The organism is Thalassovita aquimarina (genome assembly GCF_018219815.1).
Classification (GTDB): domain Bacteria; phylum Pseudomonadota; class Alphaproteobacteria; order Rhodobacterales; family Rhodobacteraceae; genus Thalassobius; species Thalassobius aquimarinus.
In genome coordinates this window covers 117,488-133,301 of sequence record NZ_JADMKU010000008.1, presented here as the reverse complement: position 1 = coordinate 133,301, position 15,814 = coordinate 117,488, and the positions used below count along the sequence as shown (strand labels likewise).

The following is a 15,814-nucleotide window of genomic DNA, read 5'->3' as shown; positions in this document are numbered from 1 at the left end:
CGCCAGGAAGCGGAGATCGTCGCAGGCCGGAAATCGCGCGCGCCGTCAGTCGTCGTAGCCGGCGACGATCACCAGGTCACCCTTCGACACCGGATCGCGCAGTGCCTTGGCGGCCTGGTAGCCTTCCGATTCGTAGCAGGCGACCGCCGCTTCATAGCTGGGGAATTCAATCACCACGGTGCGGCGCCGGACCGAGCCTTCGCGCACTTCCTGATCGCCGCCCCGGACGATGAACCGCGCGCCGTATTCGGCGAAGGGCGCGGCATTGGCGCGCCGGTAGTTTTCATAAATCTCCGGGTCGTTCACATCGACATGCGCCACCCAATAGCCTTTGGTCATTTCTTACTCTCCTCCATGCGGATTGCTTGCGGGTCGGGGTGGTCGAACGTTGGCGCGATTTTGGGGAAAAGGAAAGCGCGAAACGAAATTTACTCTAAGTCGAACGGGTGTTCACGAATTCGCCATAATTACTCCCAAGTTTTTCCCGGATAGATTGTATCAATGGCGGCAGGCAATAGATGGCAGTGAAAAATCGGCAGGAGAAAGCCATGGCGCGCGGAGCGATCGTGAACATAAAACGTCCGGCGATAATCAAGCGCCCTGCGGTGAAGAAACGTGCGGCGATGTCACTGCGGTCGGTCACGAATTCGGCGGTGAAGAAACGGCCGGAGATGAAGGTGAAAAGGATCGCCGGGGATATCGATGCGATCCGGGACGAAGCGCTGTCTTTCGACTGGGATGACGGCGATCTGCGCGACCTGGGTTGGCTGATGTCCACCCTGGGGCTCGATCTTGCCACGGCGGTGCGGGTGTTCCTGAATGCCGGGCCCGAAAGGTTCAATTACCTTCACCGCGAGGAGGTGCCGCTGCAACATACCGCCCGTGTCGCCGCCCTGGATTGCCTGCACATGAAGATCAGCTACGGATTTTACCTGCCGCATCCCGACTTCGGGCTGGCGTCGGTGCGGGCCGATGCGCAGCAATGGATCGACCGGCAACGATCCGATGCCGCGCGCGGCGTTCGGGGGCGTTGGCATTTCGACGAGGATCGTTTCGAAGCGATTTCCGACGACAGCCCGCGCCCCATCATAATGACGCCGAAAATCGGCCAGAAACCGGCCCTGTGGCGCTCCCTGTTCGAACCGATCTGGAAACGCGGCTGAGCTTTGGTCAACGGGCTGGCCGAAAGCGGTTCTGCCATCGCAAAATGCCGCCTGTCGCGCGGCCCATAGGTGCGCGCCCGACCGTCCAGCGGCAAGCGCGTCACTGTATGATGAGGTGCAGGCGGCGGGGCCCCGCAACCCGGTTTCCCGGAAACCCCGCATAGCACTCCGATCCGAAGACCGTGTTACGGCCGCGAGAATATTACCGTGTCACGCCTGCGCTTTCAGAGATAGAGCAGGCGCAGGCGCGGGTAAAGCGCGGCGTAGAGAATTGGCTCAGACCAGGCGCGAGGTTTCCACCGCGGCGCGGACGAAATCGGCGAACAGCGGGTGCGGATCGAAGGGTTTCGATTTCAGTTCCGGGTGGAACTGAACCCCGATGAACCACGGGTGATCCTTCCATTCGACGATCTCCGGCAGTCGCCCGTCCGGCGACATGCCCGAGAAGTTCAGCCCGCAGGCTTCAAGCTTGTCGCGGTACTTGATGTCGACCTCGTAACGGTGACGGTGGCGTTCGTCGATCTCGGTGGCGTGATAGACCTGGGCGACTTTCGACCCTTCGGCCAGCGCCGCGTGATAGGCGCCCAGACGCATCGTGCCGCCCTTGTCGTCATCCGCCTTGCGCTGCACCTTGGCGTTGCCCTGAACCCATTCCTTCAGGTGGTAAACCACGGGTTCAAAACGCTTTTTCCCGGCTTCGTGGTCGAATTCCTCGGACCCGGCGGTGGTGATGCCGGCCACGTTGCGGGCCGCTTCGATCACCGCCATCTGCATGCCGAGACAGATGCCCAGGTAAGGCACCTTGCGTTCGCGGGCGAATTGCGCCGCCTTGATCTTGCCCTCGGTGCCGCGTTCGCCGAAGCCGCCGGGCACCAGGATCGCATGGAACCCTTCGAGATAGGGCGCCGGGTCTTCGTTGTCGAAGATCTCGGCATCGACCCATTCGACGTTGACCTTCACCCGGTTGGCCATGCCGCCGTGGGTCAGCGCTTCCTTGATCGACTTGTAGGCGTCTTCCAGTTGCACGTACTTGCCGACGATGGCGATCTTCACCTCGCCGTCGGTGTTGTGGATGCGGTCGACGACGTCGTCCCATTTGGTCAGGTCGGGGCGCGGGGCGGGGGAGATGCCGAAGGCATCCAGAACCGCCTGGTCCAGCCCTTCGCGGTGATAGGCCAGCGGCGCCTCGTAGATGGATTTCAGGTCATAGGCGGCGACCACGGCTTCCTTGCGAACGTTGCAGAACAGCGCGATCTTTTCGCGTTCCTTTTCCGGGATCGGATGTTCCGACCGGCAGACCAGGATATCGGGCGCGATGCCGATCGATTGCAGTTCCTTGACGCTGTGCTGGGTCGGCTTGGTCTTCAGTTCGCCCGACGCGGCCAGATAGGGCAGAAGGGTCAGGTGCATGAAGATGCACTGGCCACGCGGCTTGTCATGGCTGAACTGGCGGATCGCTTCGAAGAAGGGCAGGCCCTCGATATCGCCGACAGTACCGCCGATTTCGCAGAGCATGAAATCGACCTCGTCCTCGCCGATCGAAATGAAATCCTTGATCTCGTTGGTGACATGCGGAACCACCTGGATCGTCTTGCCCAGGTAATCGCCGCGCCGTTCGCGTTCCAGAACATTGGAATATATCCGCCCCGAACTGACCGAGTCGGTCATCCGCGCCGGCACCCCGGTGAAGCGTTCGTAGTGCCCGAGGTCCAGGTCGGTTTCGGCACCGTCATCGGTGACGAAGACCTCGCCATGCTCAAACGGGCTCATCGTGCCCGGATCGACGTTCAGGTAGGGATCGAGCTTGCGCAGCCGCACGGAATAACCACGGGCCTGCAGCAAGGACCCCAACGCGGCCGAGGCAAGCCCCTTGCCGAGCGAGGAAACAACACCACCGGTGATGAAGATGAAACGCGCCATATTTTCGGCAACCCCCGTGATTTCGAACTGGCGTCCATACGCCAATAACCAAGCCCCTACGGTCGTGAAAAACCGTAGCACCACGGGACTCAAGCAATACTAGATTCGCAGATTTATAGCAAGACGACCGCTAGATGCAGTTGCGGCCTTCCTGCGTTTCTCAATCGGTTGTGGTCAGTCGGCGCGCGGAACCAGCGGCGCATCGCCACCCGTCGAAGGCGGCAACAGGTTGTTGCCCAAAGACGGTTCCGGCGCATCGCCGGTTTCTTCGGTTGCGGTGCTGCCGGCGCCGACGCGGTCCAGGACCGAGCTGCCTGCCGATTTCTCGGCGGCGATGATCGTCAGCGCGATCGAGGTGCAGATAAAACCAATGGCCAGCACCCAGGTCACTTTGCCCAATGCCGTTGCCGCCGCGCGGCCGGTCGCCGCGCCGCCACCGCCGCCCATGCCCAGACCGCCGCCTTCCGACCGTTGCATCAGCACGACGCCGATCAGCGACAGCGCCAGAAGAAGGTGGATGATGAGAACGACGTTTTCCATGGAGCAGCCTTCGGATTGGTTCGATGCGGCTACTTAAGGGCTAAGCCAGCATGGTGCAACCCCGAAGGGCAGGGGGCAGGGGGATTTTGATAGGGTGGATCTATTCTTCCACATCGTCGATATCGTACTGGCCCGACAGCATCCGCCTTATGTGGCTCCAGCTCAGCCCGATGCCCAGCACCACCGACAGGGCAAACAGCCCGATCCAGGTGTTCATCGTCGGATTCTGCAGGTCCAGCAGTCCGTAATCGTAAAGCACCCAGATCAGCGCGGCGATCACCGCCATGATCAGGAACATGCCGAAGCCGCCGATCGACCGCAGCGTGGCGCGCAGGTAGATGATGTAGCCGATCAGCAGCAAAAGCCCCAGCAGCACCGCCAGCGGTGTCTGGTCGCCATAATGCTGCACCGCCCAGGATGTATAATTCCATTCCGTCGGATTGAACGTGGCCGTCAGTAATACGAAAGCCACAAGCCAACGCAGCAGTAATCCCATTTCGTCCCCCATGAGAATCCTCGCGTGTTAACCACGAATTACGCAATCTGCCGCCGCCGGTCCAGTGCCGGGGCGAATTTCCGGTTTCCCTGCCCCGGCGGGGGATATATACGGGCGCGGGTTTGATCCAATTTCAAAAGGAACCAGCAATGGCAAACGTCGTCGTGGTCGGCGCCCAATGGGGCGATGAAGGCAAAGGCAAGATCGTGGACTGGCTGTCGGAACGCGCCGACGTGATCGCGCGGTTCCAGGGCGGCCACAATGCCGGCCATACGCTGGTCATCGACAGCAAGGTCTACAAGCTGCACGCGCTGCCCTCGGGCGTGGTGCGCGGCGGCAAGCTCAGCGTGATCGGCAACGGCGTGGTGCTGGACCCGTGGCATCTGATGAATGAGATCGAAACGGTGCGCGCCCAGGGCGTGGAGATCACGCCGGAGACCCTGATGATCGCGGAGAACACGCCGCTGATCCTGCCGCTCCACGGCGAACTGGATCGTGCCCGCGAGGAAGCCGCGAGCAAGGGCACCAAGATCGGCACCACTGGCCGCGGCATCGGTCCGGCCTATGAGGACAAGGTTGGCCGCCGTGCCATTCGCGTTGCCGATCTGGCCGACGAAGCGACCCTTGAGGCCCGTGTCGACCGCGCACTCCAGCACCATGATCCGTTGCGCAAGGGGCTGGGCGTCGAGCCCATCGACCGTGATGCACTGATCGCCAAGCTGAAGGAAATCGCGCCCCAGATCCTGCCCTTTGCGGCGCCGGTGTGGAAGGTGATGAACGAGAAGCGCAAGGCGGGAAAACGCATCCTGTTCGAAGGGGCGCAGGGCGCGCTTCTGGACATCGATTTCGGCACCTATCCCTTCGTGACCTCGTCGAACGTGATTGCCGGTCAGGCCGCGACCGGGGTTGGCATCGGCCCGAACTCGATCGACTACGTGCTGGGCATCGTGAAGGCATATACCACCCGGGTCGGCGAAGGCCCGTTCCCGACCGAGCTTCTGAACGCCGAGGGCAAGCCGGATGAGGATGGCGAGCGCCTGGGCACGCGCGGGCACGAGTTCGGCACGACCACCGGTCGTCAGCGTCGCTGCGGCTGGTTCGATGCCTGCCTGGTGCGCCAGACCTGTGCGACCTCGGGCATCAACGGCATTTCGCTGACCAAGCTCGATGTGCTGGACGGGTTCGAGACGCTGAAGATCTGTGTCGGGTATGAACTGGACGGTGAAACGCTCGACTACCTGCCCACCGCCGCCGATCAGCAGGCGCGCTGCAAACCCGTTTACGAGGAAATGCCGGGCTGGAGCGAATCGACCGAAGGCGCGCGCAGCTGGAACGACCTGCCCGCCAACGCGATCAAGTACGTCAAGCGGGTGGAAGAGCTTATCGAATGCCCGGTGGCGCTGCTGTCGACCTCGCCGGAGCGCGACGACACCATCCTTGTCACCGACCCCTTCGCGGACTAAGTGCCCGTTATGGCCCTGAGTTACAAAGCCCGCCGTCGCTTGTCCCTGGTGATCCTGCTGATCGGACTGCCCGCCTATATCGTGGCGGCGATTAGCGTCGTGAACCTGTTCGACCGACCGGCGCTCTGGCTTGAACTGCTGATCTACGTGGGGCTCGGCATCGTCTGGGCGCTGCCGTTCAAGTTCGTCTTCAAGGGAGTGGGGCAGGCCGACCCCGATGCGCCGCAGGACGATCGGGAGGGCTGAGGTACCGTCCCGAGCCGCTGCGCGATCGCGCCTTCGTCATGACATTCGCCCGGCCGCGCAGGCCGGGCTTTTTTATTGCCATGACAAGGGCGTGCGTTTGCTGCGCATCAACTGGCGCATCCTGCGACAGGATGCGCGGGTCGTTCTCCCGTTTTCATGCAGGGCAGGCATCGCGGTGTCAAAGGTCGTTGCGACCGGACACACCGGTGCCGTTGCTTCACATCAGTCTTAAAATGCCAATGGAAGGTGGCATCCCGTAGGGGAATCGAACCCCTCTTTCCAGGTTGAAAACCTGGCGTCCTAACCGATAGACGAACGGGACACTCTCTCGTGTGGGGCGCTTTTATGCAAAGCGCATTTACAGATCAAGGGCCAAAATGCGCCTGTGATGGAAATTATTTTCCGAAGGCGCCCCGCGAAACCCCAGGGCTCCGCGAGGCGTTTGCAGGTCGGTGCGATTACAGCGCCTTACCGGCGAAATCCTGTGCCGAATGGCGCTCGGGAACCTGTTCGTTTTCTTCTCCCCAGGTCCTGTTGACCAGAATCCCGCGCTTGACTGCCGGGCGTTCCGCGATCTTTTCGGCCCAGGCCAGGACATGGCGATAGCTGCCCGCATCGAGGAACTCGGCCGCGCCGGGATAGACCTTGCCGCGGACCACCTGGCCATACCACGGCCAGATCGCCATGTCGGCGATGGTGTAGTCCTCGCCGGCGATATAGGGCCGTTCGGCCAGCTGCCGGTCCAGCACGTCAAGCTGGCGCTTGACCTCCATCGTGTAGCGGTTGATCGGATATTCGAACTTCTCCGGTGCATAGGCGAAGAAATGACCGAAGCCGCCGCCCAGGAACGGCGCGCTGCCCATCTGCCAGAACAACCAGTTCAGCGTCTCGGTCCGCCCCGGTCCTTCGGCGGGCAGGAAGGCGCCGAACTTGTCGGCCAGATGCAGCAGCATCGAGCCGCTTTCGAACAGCCGCAGCGGTTCGTCGCCGGTCAGGTCCAGCAGCGCAGGGATCTTGGAATTGGGGTTCACCTCAACGAAGCCAGATCCGAATTGCGCGCCTTCCGCGATGCGGATCGGCCAGGCGTCGTATTCCGCGCCCGCATGGCCTGCCTCCAGCAATTCTTCGAACATCACCGTAACCTTCACCCCGTTCGGCGTGGCCAGCGAATAGAGCTGAAAATCGTGGTCGCCACGGGGCAATTCGGCGTCATGGGTAGCGCCGGCGGTGGGACGGTTGATATTGGCGAATTGGCCGCCATTTTCCGAATCCCATGTCCAGGTCTTGGGAGGGACGTATTGCATATTCATGTGGTCACCTTGAAAGCGGAGTCAGAAGCAGGGCGCATTGCCCGGCCGAACGATATAGGTGACACGGTGGTGGTGTCACCACCTCAGACAAGCAAACCCCATGTGCGTATACACACATTGACGCCCGACCTGCCGGACGTCGCTGCTTGCGATAAATTCAAAACTTCTGGGAAAGTGGCATCCCGTAGGGGAATCGAACCCCTCTTTCCAGGTTGAAAACCTGGCGTCCTAACCGATAGACGAACGGGACACTCTGTAGTGTGGGGCGTACTTAGGCAAAGCCCGCCGTTACCGCAAGAGGAAAATGCAGATTTTGTGACGGAAATTTCACACCGGGTTCGAACCGGCTTCAGCGGCGTCTTCCAGACGCAATTGCACCGATTGCCGGCCGCCCCAGCTGTTGATTTCCAGCCGCCCCGCCAGATGGAACCGCGCCCCGCCATGATCGGACAGCCGCGGCCCCAAGGGCCCGTCGAAAGCACCGAAACAGATCGCGTCGATCCGGGCGCCCATGCCGTCGCCGAAGCTCAGCTTCAGATGCGATTCCCCGACACGTTTGGCGAAACGAATCTCCACATCGGGAAAGACATAGCGCGGGGCGGGGGCGCTGGCGCCGAAGGGGCCGGCCTTTTCGATCTGTTCGACCAGTTCGACCTGCGCTGCCCCCGGCATCAGCACGCCGTCGAGCTTCAGATCGGACGGGCCCGCATCGCCCGCGCCCTGTTTCGCCAACAGTTCGGACAGTCGCTCCATCGCCGCCTCGACCTTGTCGCGCGCCACGGTCAGACCGGCGGCCATCTTGTGCCCGCCGCCCTTGATCAGCAGCCCCTCGGCGGCCAGCCGCTGAATGCTGGCGCCCAGGTCGACGCCGCTGACCGACCGGCCCGATCCCTTGCCCTCGTCGCCGTCCAGCCCGATCACGATGGCGGGGCGGTTGGTGGTTTCCTTCAATCGGCTGGCCACGATGCCGACCACGCCGGGATGCCAGCCTTCGCCCGACGCCCAGACCAGCGGCGCCTCCAGCCCGCGTTCCTCGGCCTGTTCCATCGCTGCCGCGCGCACCGAATTTTCGATGTCGCGCCGTTCGGTGTTCAGCGCATCCAGCCGCTCGGCCATCGCCCGCGCCTCGACCGCATTGTCAGTCGACAACAGCCGCGCGCCCAGGTCGGCCGCGCCGATCCGGCCGCCCGCGTTGACCCGCGGTCCCAGCACGAAGCCCAGATGATAGGAGGTCGGGGCCTGATCGATCCGGCCCACGTCGGACAAGGCCACCAGTCCGGGTCGGGCGCGCCGGGCCATTATCTTCAGCCCCTGCCGCACCAGCGCCCGGTTGACGCCAATGAGCGGCGCCACATCGGCCACCGTGGCCAGCGCCACCAGGTCCAGCATCGCCATCAGGTCGGGGCCCTGCGCGCCATCGCTGCGCATCTGCCGGTTGGCCTCGACCAGCATCAGGAACACCACGGCGGCGGCGCACAGATGCGCCAGGTCGCCGGATTCGTCCTGCCGGTTGGGATTCACCACGGCAAGGCAGTTGGGCAGTGTTTCGCCGCCAAGGTGGTGATCCAGAACCACCACGTCGGCCCCCTTGGCGGCGGCGATGGGACCATGAGAAAGCGTGCCGCAATCGACGCAGACGATCAGGTCGTGATCTCGCGCCAGCGCCGCCATCGCGGGTTCGTTGGGGCCATAGCCTTCGTCGATCCGGTCGGGCACGTAGAGCGTCGCCTGCCGTCCCATCTTGCGCAGCCAGTCGATCAGCAGCGCGGCCGAGGACCCGCCATCGACATCGTAATCGGCGAAAATGGCGATTCTTTCGCGCTGCTTCACCGCCTGCAGGAACCGCGCGGCGGCGGTTTCCATGTCCTTCAGCGACCGCGGGTCGGGAAGCAATTCGCGCAACTGCGGTTCCAGGAAAGACTGCACGGCCTCGGGGGCGACACCGCGCCGGGCCAGCGTCTGGCACAGGGCGGCGGGCAGGTCGGTTTGCTGGCGCATCGCCTCGGCCATGCGTTCAACCTCCGCCCCCGGCCCGATCCAGCGCCGCCCGGTCAGCGACGCCTCGACGCCCAGATATGCCCGTTCATCCCCGATCACGTATGCTCCAAAGCCCTTTCACCATTTCCCAAATACGCCCGCCAAGGGCATCCGGCGATTCCAGACGGTACCCCGGCGGGCTTCAGCTTCAAACGCTTTCGATCCGCAACGCAACCGGCGCTTCGGTCACGACATCGGTGGTTTCGATCGCGGCCATCGCGGTGTCGATATCGGCGCGCGTGGTTTTGTGGGTCACGATCAGCACCGGTGCGCTGTCATCGGCATGGCCGTACTGCCGCATCCGGTTGATCGATACGCCTGCCTCGCCCAGGATCGAGGCGACCTTGGCCAGCGCCCCCGGTTTGTCCTTGAGCGCCATGCGCAGGTAATAGGGCGCGGGCAGGGTGGACTGGGCGCGCGGCGCCGGTTGCAGGCTGGCGGCCTGCTGACCGAAGACCGGGTAACGGATGCCGCGTGCGATATCGCAGACATCGCCCATCACGGCGCTGGCGGTGGGGCCTTCGCCCGCACCGGCGCCACGCAGCACGATCTGGCCGACTCTGTCGCCTTCGACCACCACCATGTTGGTGCCGCCTTCCAGCTGGCCCAGCGGGCTGTCGGCGGGGACAAGGCAGGGGGACATGCGCTGTTCCAGCCCGCGGCCGGTCATCTGCGCCACGCCCAGCAGCTTGATGCGGTACCCCATGTCGGCGGCCTGGCGGATGTCTTCGAGGCTGATGCGCTGGATGCCTTCCAGTTCCACCCCTTCGAAATCGATCTTCGTGCCGAAGGCGACGGTGGACAGGATCGACAGCTTGTGACCGGCATCGATGCCGCCCACGTCGAGATTGGGGTCAGCTTCCAGGTAGCCCAGCTTGTTGGCTTCCTCGAACAGCACGTTGTAGCCCTGACCGGTTTCTTCCATCCGGGTCAGGATGTAGTTGCAGGTGCCGTTCATCACCCCCATGACGCGGCTGAACTGGTTGGCGGCCAACCCTTCGGTCAGCGCCTTGATGACCGGGATGCCGCCCGCGACCGCAGCCTCGTAGCGGATAACCCGGCCCGATGCCTCGGCCCGTTCGGCCAGTTCCTGGCCGTGATGGGCCAGCAGCGCCTTGTTCGCGGTCACCACGTCCTTACCGGCGGCAAGCGCCGCCTCGATCGACGCCTTGGCGGGTCCGTCCGAGCCGCCCATCAGTTCGACATAGACATCGACGTCGTCGCGCTGTGCCAGCACGACGGGATCGTCTTCCCAGTCATACTGCGACAGGTTCACGCCGCGATCCTTGTGCCGCGAGCGGGCCGAAATGGCGCTGATCACTACCTCGCGGCCGGTGCGCACTGTCAGAAGGGCGGCCTGTTGACGGACGATTTTGATAACGCCGACACCGACGGTGCCCAGCCCGGCAATTCCGAGGCGCAAGGGGTGGCTCATCTGGCCCTCCTGAAAATGACTGATCTTGGATAGGCGATGTATCGGGTCTTTCGGCCCGGTGCAACGCGGCAATTGGCGGGCCGCCGACCCCGTCTCAGCTTCCGGCCAGTTCGCGCAGCTTGGCTGCCTTGACGCGCAGGGCGCGGGCGCGGGCCTGCAGTTCCGCGGCGGTGCTGTCGGTGATCCGTGGTTCCGTGCCGTCGCCGGTCACATCGTCGAGCGGGATCAGCGCGGGATAGGGCGCGGTACGTGCGGCCGGTTCGATCCGTTCGTTCAGTTCGGGCGTCGCCGCACAGCCGGCAAGGCCGGTCAGCGACAGCATTAGGATCGGGACAAGAGGCGCGTGCATGATGACGTCTCGCGGACTAGGGATGGTTTTTCTTGCACCAGAACAGGTCGCCCCGCAAGGGAATGCCGCCGCAGGGCGCGGGGGGAATGCGCCGAAAGCCCGTTTCGCCTGTACGATGAGACCTGGAGCGGCGCGGCAGGGAGCATGCGCGGGGTCTGACGCCACAGGCCCCGGATCCGGCGCTGTTGACACACCGCAAAGACGCCGCGCCACCTGCCGATTAGGATCAACCGGGAACTGCTTGGGGGTGGTATGGGCGACGATATCGTATTCTGGATCATTCAGGGGCCGGGATGGTTGCTGTTTGCCTATCTCGTGGTGGCGCAGTGTACTTCGGCGCTGAGCTACGAATTGGGCGTGCGTTGGGGCACGCAGGAACCAAGGGAACAAATCACCGATGTCGGTGTGGCCTTCTGGTGGGGCCTGGCGTTGGCCGATCTTGTTTTCTACACGCCGCTTCTCGCGGTCGGGTTGATCGCGCACTGGGTGGGGGCCGACTGGGTTGGTCCCGTCTTGGGGGCGGCACTGGGCGCCACCGTGTATTGGCCGGTCGCATCCCTGGCGACGGTGTGGAAAGCACGGGGCGCGGCGGGCTGGAAGCTGCCCAAGGAACGCCAATACTGGGTGGTCTTGCCGTTGATTGCGGGCTGGGGGGCTGTCGCGCTGGTCCTGCTCGTGGTTTCTGCCTGAAAAAGCCGGGGATGGCCCTGCCGGTGCGGTCGATCGGTCGGTCGGGTACGATAGCTCTTTGATTTGAACGAATGTTCAGTTAAATTGCCGGCATGGCAAGGACAGCAGGTTCCCATTCCGATATCACCGGCCCGCGCGTGCTCGACGCGGCGCTCAGGCTTTTCGCGCGCCACGGTTACGCGGCGGTGTCGATGCGCCAGATCGCCAAGGAGGTGGGCGTGCAGGCCGGGGCGCTGTACAATTACACCCCCGACAAGCAATCGCTGCTGTTCGACCTGATGCGCCGCCACATGGATGACCTGCTGGCCAGCCGCGCCAAGCGTCGTCGCACGGGCAGCGCGCTGGAAAAGCTGGAAGATTTCACCCGGTTTCACATCCGCTATCACCTCGACCGGTCGGACGAGGTGTTCATCGCCTATATGGAACTGCGCAACCTGACGCCGGAAAATTTCGCCGAGATCGAGGCGCTGCGCCGCGAGTATGAAAACGAGCTGGAGGCGATCCTGCGCCAGGGCGAGGAGGAAGGCGTTTTCGCCCCTGCCGATACCCGGATCGAAACCATGGCGGTGATCGCGATGCTGACCGGGGTCACCACTTGGTACCGGGTCGAAGGCCGGCTGTCGGCGGACGAGGTGGAACGCATCTACTGGGACATGGTGCGCAAGGCGGTTTCGGTCTGAGCGCCGCTTGGCTCTCGCCTTGCGACGCAAGACCCGTTATGTGCGGCGCAAAGGATGAGGGGACCCACAATGAACGGATCGAGCACACAGGAAATTCTGACCACCGCACAGGCTTCGGCCGCGCGGCGCTGGCTGGGGGTCGGCATGACGGCGCTGCTGGGCGCGCTACTGGTCTATATCGGGTTTCTCAAGCCGCCGGCATCGCTGGGGTGGCAGTTTTTCCTGGTCGCCCTGGGCGGGGTCGCGATCGCCCTGTCGGTGAAAATGCACGCCGCGACCCGGTTACAGCTGCGGCTGACCGCCGATGCCCTGATCGACAGCGAAGGCCGGGTGATCGCGCGGATCGACGATATCGTCGCGGTCGAACGCGGCACCTTCGCCTTCAAGCCGTCGAACGGATTCATGATTCGCACGAACGCTCCGCAATCACGCGCCTGGCATCCGGGGATCTGGTGGCGGCTGGGGCGCCGGGTCGGGATCGGCGGTGTGATGCCGGGGGCGCAGACCAAGATCATGGCCGAAATGATCCAGGGCCTGATCGCCGAGCGCGACACCTGACACGCGTCAGATCGGGTAGCGATCCCAGACCAGTTGCGGTGCGAAGCGGGGGCTGGTGACGGACTTTTCGTAGATGTCCGATTCATTCAGCCCGACTTCGAACAGCGGTTTGTAGTGGGACCAGGTTTCCACCAGGATGATGCGTTCATTGTCGATAAGCGTGGGCATTTCGCTTGCCATCGCGTTGATGTCGCCGTCGGTCATCGCCACCACGCCGCCGCGCGCCTCGGACCAGTCCAGTTTGAAGGCGGCGTCTTCTTCGTCCCACATCGCGACCGAAATGCGGATCCTTGCGCTTGAATTGGTCTTGGCCAGGAAGGTGAACAGCGATTGCATGCTGTCGATATAGCTGTCGTTCACCGCCTCGGTTTCGCGCGACAGCAGATCGCCGATCGTGTAGTTGGCCTTGATGTTCACGCTGGTCTGCCGGTAGGCGTCGAAATAGACGTAGCTGGCCAGGAACACCCAGAACAGGAACGGCGCGACGATCACCGATTCCAGCGCGACACTGCCTTCGGTGTCGGTCCCGAAACGGCGCAGGAAACGTTTGGTTCGGTCCAGAATACGCATCACAACGGCTCCTGTACGAAGGCGGCCGAGGCCACCAGGGCGTATTTCCCGGCCGCATCGGTGACAAGTTTGTGTCCAAGCCCCACCGCCGGAAACACCGGTTCGACCTTGAAGCAGACCCGAAGCAGCATCAGGTCGTTTTCCTGGCCGTTTTCGAAGCTGCGCACGGGCGCAACCGTCTGGGCGGTGTCGGTGCAATCGGCATCCGCCGGCGGATCGACCCAGGCGCGGGGGTCCAGCTGGATCATTTCGACCCGCAGGTTGGTGTCGCAATCATTCAGGATCGGCGCCCGGTCGCAGATCCGCTGCTTGATTTCGTCATGCTGCGGGGCGGTGCCGGTGCCGAGCCGGATATCGCGCACGACCAGATCGGTCGCCCGTTCGATCGTGGTGGTGCGCATGGTGATCACGCCCAGTTCCCAGGCCGATCCCATCAGGACCATGAAGATCGGGAACACGATGACGAATTCCATCGTGGCCGAACCGCGTTCGGATTTGCGGAACCGATTCAGGAAGCGCTTGAACATCGTCATTGGATCAGCCTCAGCTTGGTGATCGACGCGGCGATCGAGTCAAATGCATCGGCTATGTCCAATCCGTTGACGTCGAAATGGTGACTCGGCGAACTAGCGCAGCGCGACAACAGGCGCTGACCCGACCGGGGCGCTTCGAACCCGATTGTGAAGACCACGACACCCTGATCCTTGGCGGCGTCGCAGATATGGTTGGTGCGCTGGTCTTTAGCCGAGGCCTCTTTTTTCGTGTAGGCGTTGGAATACCAGACCGACCACCGATTGCCCTGGTAGGAATGGATGAAATCGGCGTTATTAGCCAGCGAGGTCATGTTGAATAGTTCGGGGAAGGTCAGTTGCACAGCGCTGCCGGGTTCTTCGCGCAGGACGCAATTGCCCAAAATGTTGCATTCCTGATGCGTTCCGTTGCCATAAGGATGGTCGTACCAGTCATTGAATTCGTTATCAGGCCACCAGTATTCAGTTGTCGTGCCATTGCTGAGCATGGCTGAATAGTGGGCGGCGTCAAATTCCGCTTCGCCGCTATCCTTGATCCCGTTGAGATTGGTGTCACCAGTGATCGGTTTGTACCAGACATCCGACAGGCCGTCGCGCATCGACGGGTTCAGCATATATTGGTCGCTGTTCTCTCCATCGGTCATCAGAACGATGATTTTTAAAGTCTCGCTCGAACCATAATCCACCGGCCGGTTGGCGAATTTTGCCTCGACTTCGCCTTTGTTTATCAAGGCGTTGACAACCGGGCGCGTGCTGGGGTCCAAAAGCACTGTGCCCCATTTCATCCCGATATCGATCGATGTCCCACCCCAAGCCTGCAGCGCGTTGATGTAGGTGTGCAGCTCGGTTTTGTCATTGGTGAAGGGTAGTATTTGCGAATAGCCGTAAGTAGGGCAAACCGTGCGGTAGACGCCGCCATCGTCCCAGGTAAAGGGATCGAAATGGGCGGTCAGTTCCAGAATCTCGGTCTGGCTCAACCCCGATTTGCTGAACTGGTCGTCGTTGAAATTGACGCAATGGGAATAATCGTGTTCCGCCGTGGTGGTGTATTCGTCGAGGATGGGCTTCCCGGCATTGACCTGCATCGCGTATGGGATCACCGAAATCGAGGCGGCATTGGCTGATGCGGAATCCAGGATGGCATCGACGAATTCGATGGCGGCCGGTTTCATCCGTGCCATCCGCGAGTTCCAGTCCATCGATCCCGAAACGTCCAGCACCAGGGAAATTTCCACGTTGCCGATCCGTTCCTCGGCGGTGCCGACGGCCGGGGCGGTCAATTCGTTGATGCCCAGCAACGACAGGAAATAGGTGCCCAGCGTGGATTGCGCCGAGGCGCTGACGGTCTTGTATCCAAGCCCTTCATCGACCGACACGTTGGTCAGGTACTGGGCGATCCCCGCCTTGCTGAAGTAATCGGTCACCACGGCGTTCGCGTCCCGGGTCTGGTCCAGGTCGGCAGCGGCCAGCACCGCGCGGTCGAGCGTGTTCTGAAGTGTTGCGCGATTGCGTTCGTAGCGCATCAGGTCGATACCGATCCCGGCGACCATCAGCATGCAAATGAACATGAACACCGCGAACATCGACATCGAGCCGCCTTCATCGCGGCCGAACCGGTGCAGCCATGCGCAGGTGAGCCCGCGGCCCTTCCCGAGGTGTTCAATGCGGCAGTCGGCATTCTGCTTTAGCATCTCATTAACCTTTTAAAAAACGGTCTGCCGGAGGATGTCCCGTCCCCTGCAGACGCATTACGCGCTATGAATGTTGTGTGTGCCATTCGTGGCCAAATTGAGGCATGCCGATGGTCTTGATGGGGTGACAGTGCTC

The 15,814-nt window shown here is 62.6% G+C and carries 17 protein-coding genes and 2 tRNA genes; 6 read left to right on the top strand and 13 right to left on the bottom strand.

What is annotated here, in order from left to right:
• Positions 1–45: 45 nt before the first annotated feature.
• Complete coding sequence (locus IT775_RS10970; protein ID WP_212701151.1) at positions 46–339, bottom strand: DUF1330 domain-containing protein; 294 nt, start codon at positions 337–339, stop codon at positions 46–48.
• Between the two features lie 209 nt (positions 340–548).
• On the opposite strand from IT775_RS10970, the gene IT775_RS10965 reads away from it, so the two are divergent.
• Positions 549–1,163, top strand: coding sequence for a hypothetical protein (locus IT775_RS10965; protein WP_212701150.1), 615 nt, complete (start codon positions 549–551; stop codon positions 1,161–1,163).
• A gap of 276 nt (positions 1,164–1,439) precedes the next feature.
• Here the strand turns inward: IT775_RS10965 and pyrG are convergent, their stop codons facing one another.
• The 3 genes from pyrG to IT775_RS10950 form a co-directional block, all read right to left on the bottom strand.
• Positions 1,440–3,083 carry a CTP synthase gene (gene pyrG / locus IT775_RS10960; RefSeq protein WP_212701149.1) on the bottom strand — a complete coding sequence of 548 codons (1,644 nt, stop codon included), beginning with the start codon at positions 3,081–3,083 and terminating at the stop codon, positions 1,440–1,442.
• A gap of 174 nt (positions 3,084–3,257) precedes the next feature.
• A complete protein-coding gene (secG, locus tag IT775_RS10955) occupies positions 3,258–3,623 on the bottom strand; it encodes a preprotein translocase subunit SecG (RefSeq protein ID WP_212701148.1) in 366 nt (121 codons plus the stop codon).
• A gap of 100 nt (positions 3,624–3,723) precedes the next feature.
• Positions 3,724–4,119, bottom strand: a complete 396-nt coding sequence (locus tag IT775_RS10950) for a DUF6524 family protein (RefSeq protein ID WP_212701147.1) — start codon at positions 4,117–4,119, stop codon at positions 3,724–3,726.
• 149 nt (positions 4,120–4,268) lie between these two features.
• Here IT775_RS10950 and IT775_RS10945 point away from each other — a divergent pair, with 149 nt between their 5' ends.
• Together IT775_RS10945 and IT775_RS10940 are read left to right on the top strand one after the other, a co-directional pair.
• Positions 4,269–5,582: an adenylosuccinate synthase gene (locus tag IT775_RS10945; protein ID WP_212701146.1), complete on the top strand. Its 1,314-nt coding sequence runs from the start codon at positions 4,269–4,271 to the stop codon at positions 5,580–5,582.
• Between the two features lie 9 nt (positions 5,583–5,591).
• Positions 5,592–5,828, top strand: a complete 237-nt coding sequence (locus IT775_RS10940; RefSeq protein ID WP_212701145.1) for a DUF2842 domain-containing protein — start codon at positions 5,592–5,594, stop codon at positions 5,826–5,828.
• 247 nt (positions 5,829–6,075) lie between these two features.
• On the opposite strand, the gene IT775_RS10935 is transcribed toward IT775_RS10940, so the two are convergent.
• The 6 genes from IT775_RS10935 to IT775_RS10910 form a co-directional block, all read right to left on the bottom strand.
• Positions 6,076–6,150 (bottom strand) — tRNA-Glu (locus IT775_RS10935).
• A 136-nt stretch (positions 6,151–6,286) separates the two neighbouring features.
• The gene (gene yghU / locus IT775_RS10930) at positions 6,287–7,138 is read right to left on the bottom strand and encodes a glutathione-dependent disulfide-bond oxidoreductase (protein ID WP_212701144.1); all 852 of its coding nucleotides are present in this window, start codon (positions 7,136–7,138) and stop codon (positions 6,287–6,289) included.
• Between the two features lie 175 nt (positions 7,139–7,313).
• Positions 7,314–7,388, bottom strand: a tRNA-Glu gene (locus tag IT775_RS10925).
• Positions 7,389–7,465: 77 nt separating this feature from the next.
• The gene (recJ, locus tag IT775_RS10920) at positions 7,466–9,235 is read right to left on the bottom strand and encodes a single-stranded-DNA-specific exonuclease RecJ (RefSeq protein WP_343231135.1); all 1,770 of its coding nucleotides are present in this window, start codon (positions 9,233–9,235) and stop codon (positions 7,466–7,468) included.
• Between the two features lie 88 nt (positions 9,236–9,323).
• Positions 9,324–10,610 (bottom strand): homoserine dehydrogenase, encoded by a 1,287-nt coding sequence (locus IT775_RS10915; RefSeq protein WP_212701143.1) that lies wholly within the window; start codon positions 10,608–10,610, stop codon positions 9,324–9,326.
• A 94-nt stretch (positions 10,611–10,704) separates the two neighbouring features.
• Positions 10,705–10,959, bottom strand: a complete 255-nt coding sequence (locus IT775_RS10910) for a hypothetical protein (RefSeq protein WP_212701142.1) — start codon at positions 10,957–10,959, stop codon at positions 10,705–10,707.
• A gap of 252 nt (positions 10,960–11,211) precedes the next feature.
• Between IT775_RS10910 and IT775_RS10905 the strand changes: the two genes are divergently transcribed.
• The 3 genes from IT775_RS10905 to IT775_RS10895 all read left to right on the top strand — a co-directional run bounded on the left by IT775_RS10905 (position 11,212) and on the right by IT775_RS10895 (position 12,887).
• Positions 11,212–11,649, top strand: coding sequence for a hypothetical protein (locus tag IT775_RS10905; protein ID WP_212701141.1), 438 nt, complete (start codon positions 11,212–11,214; stop codon positions 11,647–11,649).
• A 92-nt stretch (positions 11,650–11,741) separates the two neighbouring features.
• Positions 11,742–12,329, top strand: coding sequence for a TetR/AcrR family transcriptional regulator (locus tag IT775_RS10900; RefSeq protein ID WP_212701140.1), 588 nt, complete (start codon positions 11,742–11,744; stop codon positions 12,327–12,329).
• Positions 12,330–12,398: 69 nt separating this feature from the next.
• Positions 12,399–12,887: a hypothetical protein gene (locus IT775_RS10895; RefSeq protein WP_212701139.1), complete on the top strand. Its 489-nt coding sequence runs from the start codon at positions 12,399–12,401 to the stop codon at positions 12,885–12,887.
• Positions 12,888–12,893: 6 nt separating this feature from the next.
• Here IT775_RS10895 and IT775_RS10890 read toward each other — a convergent pair whose 3' ends face one another.
• The 3 genes from IT775_RS10890 to IT775_RS10880 are packed head-to-tail and all read right to left on the bottom strand — an operon-like array spanning position 12,894 to position 15,678.
• The gene (locus IT775_RS10890) at positions 12,894–13,457 is read right to left on the bottom strand and encodes a TadE/TadG family type IV pilus assembly protein (protein WP_212701138.1); all 564 of its coding nucleotides are present in this window, start codon (positions 13,455–13,457) and stop codon (positions 12,894–12,896) included.
• Positions 13,457–13,990, bottom strand: coding sequence for a TadE/TadG family type IV pilus assembly protein (locus tag IT775_RS10885; RefSeq protein ID WP_212701137.1), 534 nt, complete (start codon positions 13,988–13,990; stop codon positions 13,457–13,459). Before IT775_RS10885 ends, IT775_RS10890 begins: the two co-directional genes overlap by 1 nt.
• Entirely contained in the window at positions 13,987–15,678 is a 1,692-nt protein-coding gene (locus tag IT775_RS10880; RefSeq protein WP_212701136.1) for a TadE/TadG family type IV pilus assembly protein, read from the bottom strand. The genes IT775_RS10885 and IT775_RS10880 overlap by 4 nt, the downstream gene beginning before the upstream one ends.
• Positions 15,679–15,814: the final 136 nt, after the last annotated feature.